This is a genomic window from Nonomuraea longispora (assembly GCF_004348345.1).
Lineage (GTDB): Bacteria > Actinomycetota > Actinomycetes > Streptosporangiales > Streptosporangiaceae > Nonomuraea > Nonomuraea longispora.
The window spans coordinates 1-4,630 of record NZ_SMJZ01000350.1; the positions used below are offsets into that span (position 1 = coordinate 1).

General features: G+C 68.8%; 4 protein-coding genes. All 4 read right to left on the minus strand.

The features are described 5' to 3' along the window. Positions 1–46: 46 nt before the first annotated feature. The 4 genes from secF to ruvB all read right to left on the minus strand — a co-directional run bounded on the left by secF (position 47) and on the right by ruvB (position 4,556). Positions 47–1,045: a protein translocase subunit SecF gene (gene secF, locus E1267_RS42675; protein WP_132341862.1), complete on the minus strand. Its 999-nt coding sequence runs from the start codon at positions 1,043–1,045 to the stop codon at positions 47–49. Position 1,046: 1 nt separating this feature from the next. Next, positions 1,047–2,837, minus strand: a complete 1,791-nt coding sequence (gene secD, locus E1267_RS42680) for a protein translocase subunit SecD (RefSeq protein WP_132341864.1) — start codon at positions 2,835–2,837, stop codon at positions 1,047–1,049. A 92-nt stretch (positions 2,838–2,929) separates the two neighbouring features. Next, positions 2,930–3,313, minus strand: a complete 384-nt coding sequence (gene yajC / locus E1267_RS42685; protein ID WP_132341866.1) for a preprotein translocase subunit YajC — start codon at positions 3,311–3,313, stop codon at positions 2,930–2,932. A 211-nt stretch (positions 3,314–3,524) separates the two neighbouring features. Next, on the minus strand, positions 3,525–4,556 hold the full coding sequence (ruvB, locus tag E1267_RS42690; protein WP_132341868.1) for a Holliday junction branch migration DNA helicase RuvB: 1,032 nt from the start codon (positions 4,554–4,556) through the stop codon (positions 3,525–3,527). Positions 4,557–4,630: the final 74 nt, after the last annotated feature.

Sequence of the window (4,630 nt, forward strand, 5' to 3'; positions counted from 1 at the left end):
CGCCCCCGCCCGGTGCCGGGCAGGGGCGTCGTGGGAGGCGGGTGGGTCAGCCCTTGACCGCGGCGGTCCTGGCGCCCTTCTTCCCTGTCTTGGCACCGCCGCCCGTGGAGGCCAGCCGCTTGGCGATGGCCTGGTAGCGCGGCTCGCGTTCCTTCAGCGTCACCAGCAGCGGCGTGGCGACGCACAACGACGAGTAGGTGCCCACGATCATGCCGACGAACAGGGACAACGACAGGTCCTTCAGCGTGCCCGCGCCGAGCAGCGTGGTGCCGATGAACAGGATCGCGGCCACCGGCAGGATCGCGACCAGCGAGGTGTTCAGCGACCGGATCAGCGTGTGGTTGAGCGCGTTGTTGGCGGCCATCGAGTAGGTCTGCTTGGACGTGTGCCCCAGCTTGGCCGTGACCTCCTTGATCATGTCGAACACCACGACCGCGTCGTAGAGCGAGTATCCGAGGATGGTCAGGAAGCCCAGCAGCGTCGCGGGCGTGACCTCGAAGCCCGACCAGGCGTAGACGCCGGCCGTGATGACCAGGTCGTGGATGAGCGCGACGATCGCGGCCAGCGCCATCTTCGGCTCGAACGCCATCGACAGGTACAGGATGATCGCCAGCATGAACACGCCCAGGCCGATCCAGGCCTGCTGGGAGACCTCACCGCCCCAGGACGGGCCGATGGCCTGGATGCTCACCTGGTCGGCCGGAACCCCGAAGTCCTTGGCGATCTCGCTCTGCACCTGGACGCGGGTGTCCTCCGGCAGGCTCTCGGTGGTGGCCCGCCAGCCGTCGGTGCCCGCCTGCTGGACGATCACCTGGTGCACGCCCTGGTCGAGCACGGACTCGCGCACCTGCTCGACCGTGGCCTGCTGGGACTTGAACGAGAAGATCGTGCCGCCCTTGAACTCGACGCCCAGGTTGAGCCCGTTGAACAGCATTCCGGCCAGCGAGACGGCGAGCAGCAGGCCGGACAGGCCGTACCACAGCCGCCATTTGCCGACGAAGTCGACGTCGATCTCGCCGCGGTAGAGGCGACGCCCCAGTCCCATCTCAGGCCTCCTGCGGAGTGGTCGTGCGGCCGGTCGAGCCGACCTCGCTCATACGCTCGGCGTCGAGGCCGGACAGCGGGTGCCCCTTGGCGAAGAACTTCACCCTCGCCAGCGAAGCGATGAACGGCTTGGTGAACAGGAACACCACCACGACGTCGATCAGCGTGGTCAGGCCCATCGCGAACGCGAACCCGGCGACGCCGCCCACCGCCAGGAAGTACAGCACGACCGCGGCGATGAACATGACGGCGTCGGCGATCAGGATGGTGCGCCTGGCACGGACCCAGGCCACCTCGACGGCCGAGCGGAGGGTTCGCCGCCCTTCCTTCATCTCGTCGCGTATGCGTTCGAAGTAGACGATGAAGGAGTCGGCGGTGATGCCGATGGAGACGACCAGGCCGATGATGTGGGGCAGCGAGAGGCGGAAGCCGGCGTTGTGCCCGAGCACCACCACCGACGTGTACGTGATGACCGTGGCCACCACGAGGCTCAGCACCGCCACGACGCCGAGGCCGCGGTAGTAGAGCATGCAGTAGAGGACCACCAGGACCAAGCCGATCAGGCCGGCGACCAGGCCGCCTTCGAGCTGGTCCTGGCCGAGGGTCGAGGAGACGGTGTCGACGGAGCTGCGCTGGAACTTCAGCGGCAGCGCACCGTACTTGAGCTGGTCGGCCAGTGTGGTGGCGCTGGCCTGGTCGAAGCCGCCGGTGATCTCCGCGCGGCCCCCCGGGATCGGGCTGATGATGTTGGGGGCGGTGATGACCACGCCGTCGAGCACGACCGCGACCTTGTTGCGCGGTTCCTGGGAGTTGTAAGCGGCGGTGGTGAGCTTGCTCCACTCGCCGGCGCCCTTGCTCTTGAAGTCGAGCTGGACGACCCACTCCGTGGTGCCCTGGCGGACGCCCGCCGAGGCGGTGTCGATGTCGGTGCCGACGACCTTGGCGACGTCGAGGACGTACTTGAAGCTGCCGTCGCTCTCGCAGCCGGCGTACTGCTTGTTGGGGTCGTCCTGGACGCCCTGCCCGCGGTTGGCGGGGTCGGCGCAGTTGAGCTTCTTGAACTGGGCCAGCACCGCGGGGTCGATGCCCTCGGTGTTCAGGCCCGCGGTGGCGGGGTCGTCCGCCGGGGGCTGGCTGGGGTCGTCGCTCGGCGCGGGCGTGGACTTCCCGTCCTTGGTGCCCCGTTTGTCCTGCCCCTTCGGGCTGGCGGACGGCTCGGCCGACGTGCTCGGCGTCGGCGCGGTCAGCGCCGACGACAACGCCTTGCCCGTGGGCGACGTGCTCGGCTGCGGCGCACCGCTCGCCGGGGACGTCGGCGGCCTGACGGGCTCAGAGGCCTGCGGCTTGGCCGGGTCGGAAGCCGAAGACTCAGCCGGCGAGTCGGAAGGCTCACCCGACGTGGCGCCCGAGGGAGAGGCGCTCGGCGTCGGCGCGTTGGTGGCCAGGTCCGCCGGGGCCTGCGTGGCCTCCATGGCGAGCACCTGGCGGAAACGCAGCTCCGCGGTGGTCGCGACCAGCTTGATGGCCTCGTTCTGACCGACACCCGGAATGGAGATGATGATGTTGTCGCCGGACTTGGCGACCTCCGCGTCGGAGATGCCGGTGCCGTTGACCCGGTCGCGGATGATGTTGACCGCCCGGTCAAGAATCTCCTCCGGAGGAGCCGCGTTGTTCTGGGTCACGGGCGACAGAGTCACCGTCGTGCCGCCGGCGAGGTCTAGCCCCAGCTTGGGCGTGTACGCCTGCTGCAGGAACATCGTCCCGCCCAGGGCGAGGATGAGCGCCAGAAGCACCAGGAGCGTACGCCCCGGTCGGCTGTGGCGGCTGGTCGGTCGGGCCACTGGTCGTCAGTTCTTTCAGATAGAGGTTTGTCGCAGAAGCTTAGTCAGGACTTCTTGGTGCTGGAGCCCTGGTCTCCGTTGCGATCCACGGCGGCCTCGGACTCGTTCCTGTCCTCCTCGGACGTGGCGACCTCGGTGGCCTCGTCACCTGCGGGGGCGTCGCCGGGCGTGACGACTCGGCCGATGGCGGCCTTCACCCAGCGGGTCTCGACACCGGGGGCGACCTCGAGAACGACGTCCTCATTGTCCACCGTGACGACCGTGCCGAACAGGCCCGTCGTGGTCATGACGCGCGTACCCGGAGTGAGGGAGTTCTGCATCTTGACCGCCTCTTGCTGGCGCTTGCGCTGAGGGCGGATCAGCAGGAAGTAAAACACCACCACCAAGAGAATCAGCGGCAGGATGCTTCCGAGTTGTCCCATGTCCATAAGGGGCGACCTTCCATTGTCGTACAAGGAGTTGACACCGGCCTCGCGCCGGAAATTCCGTGCGTCGCGTCGGACCGCGCCACTCGGGCCGTCAGCCTACACAGCCAGCCAAGCCACGGAGTGTAGGCGCTTGTTGCGAAACGCGGCAACGAAGCAGCGTTTCGGCGCGCGGGGAAGTTCCCATATTGAAACGGTTGCAACCGTTTTGTGATCAGTCGAAAAGCGGCGCTCCGAATGCGTCCGGTGGTGGGGTCATGCCGAGATGGGTCCACGCGGCCGCGGTCGCGACCCGGCCGCGCGGCGTTCTGGCCAGCAGACCTTGGCGTACGAGGAACGGCTCGGCCACCACTTCGACCGTCTCGGGCTCCTCGCCCACGGCGACCGCGAGGGTCGACAACCCCACGGGACCGCCGCCGAACTTCTTCAGCAGCGCGCCGAGCACCGCTCTGTCGAGCCGGTCGAGCCCTTCTGCGTCAACTTCATAAAGGTTGAGCGCCGCCGCCGCGATCTCCCGGTTGATCACCCCGTCGGCGCGCACGTCGGCGAAGTCACGCACCCGCCGCAGCAGCCGGTTGGCGATGCGGGGCGTGCCCCTCGACCGCCTGGCGATCTCGTGGGCGCCGTCGTCCGGCAGGCCGACGCCGAGCAGCTTCGCCGACCGGTAGAGCACCTGCTCCAGCTCGCCGACCTCGTAGAAGTCCATGTGAGCGGTGAAGCCGAACCTGTCGCGCAGCGGCGCGGGCAGCAGCCCGGCCCTGGTCGTGGCGCCGACCAGGGTGAACGACGCGATGTCGAGCGGGATGGCGGTGGCCCCCGGGCCCTTGCCGACGACGATGTCGACCCGGAAGTCCTCCATCGCGAGGTAGAGCATCTCCTCGGCGGGCCTGGCCATCCGGTGGATCTCGTCGATGAACAGCACCTCGCCCTCGGCCAGTGTCGACAGGATGGCCGCGAGGTCGCCCGCGCGTTCGAGGGCCGGACCCGAGGTGATCCTCAGCGGCGCGTTCAGCTCGGCCGCGATGATCATCGCCAGAGTCGTCTTGCCGAGCCCGGGAGAGCCGCTCATCAGCACGTGGTCGGGGGGCCGCTGCCGCCGCAACGCGCTTTCGAGCACGAGGGAGAGCTGCTCGCGCACCCGGCCCTGGCCGATGAACTCACCGAGCCGCTTGGGCCTGAGCGCCGCCTCGATCTGCAGCTCGTCGCCCTCGGCGTCGGGCGAGACGAGCTCCCGATCAGAGCCCACCGCGGCACCTCCTCCCGCCGACGACCCTACGCACCGCACCGGCCCGGTGGGACCCGGCATGACGCCACCCGCCC

Bases quoted from the DNA above. Each gene is read 5' to 3' on its own strand.
- secF (WP_132341862.1), bottom strand. From the start codon at position 1,045: ATGGGACTGGGGCGTCGCCTCTACCGCGGCGAGATCGACGTCGACTTC.
- yajC (WP_132341866.1), bottom strand. From the start codon at position 3,313: ATGGACATGGGACAACTCGGAAGCATCCTGCCGCTGATTCTCTTGGTG.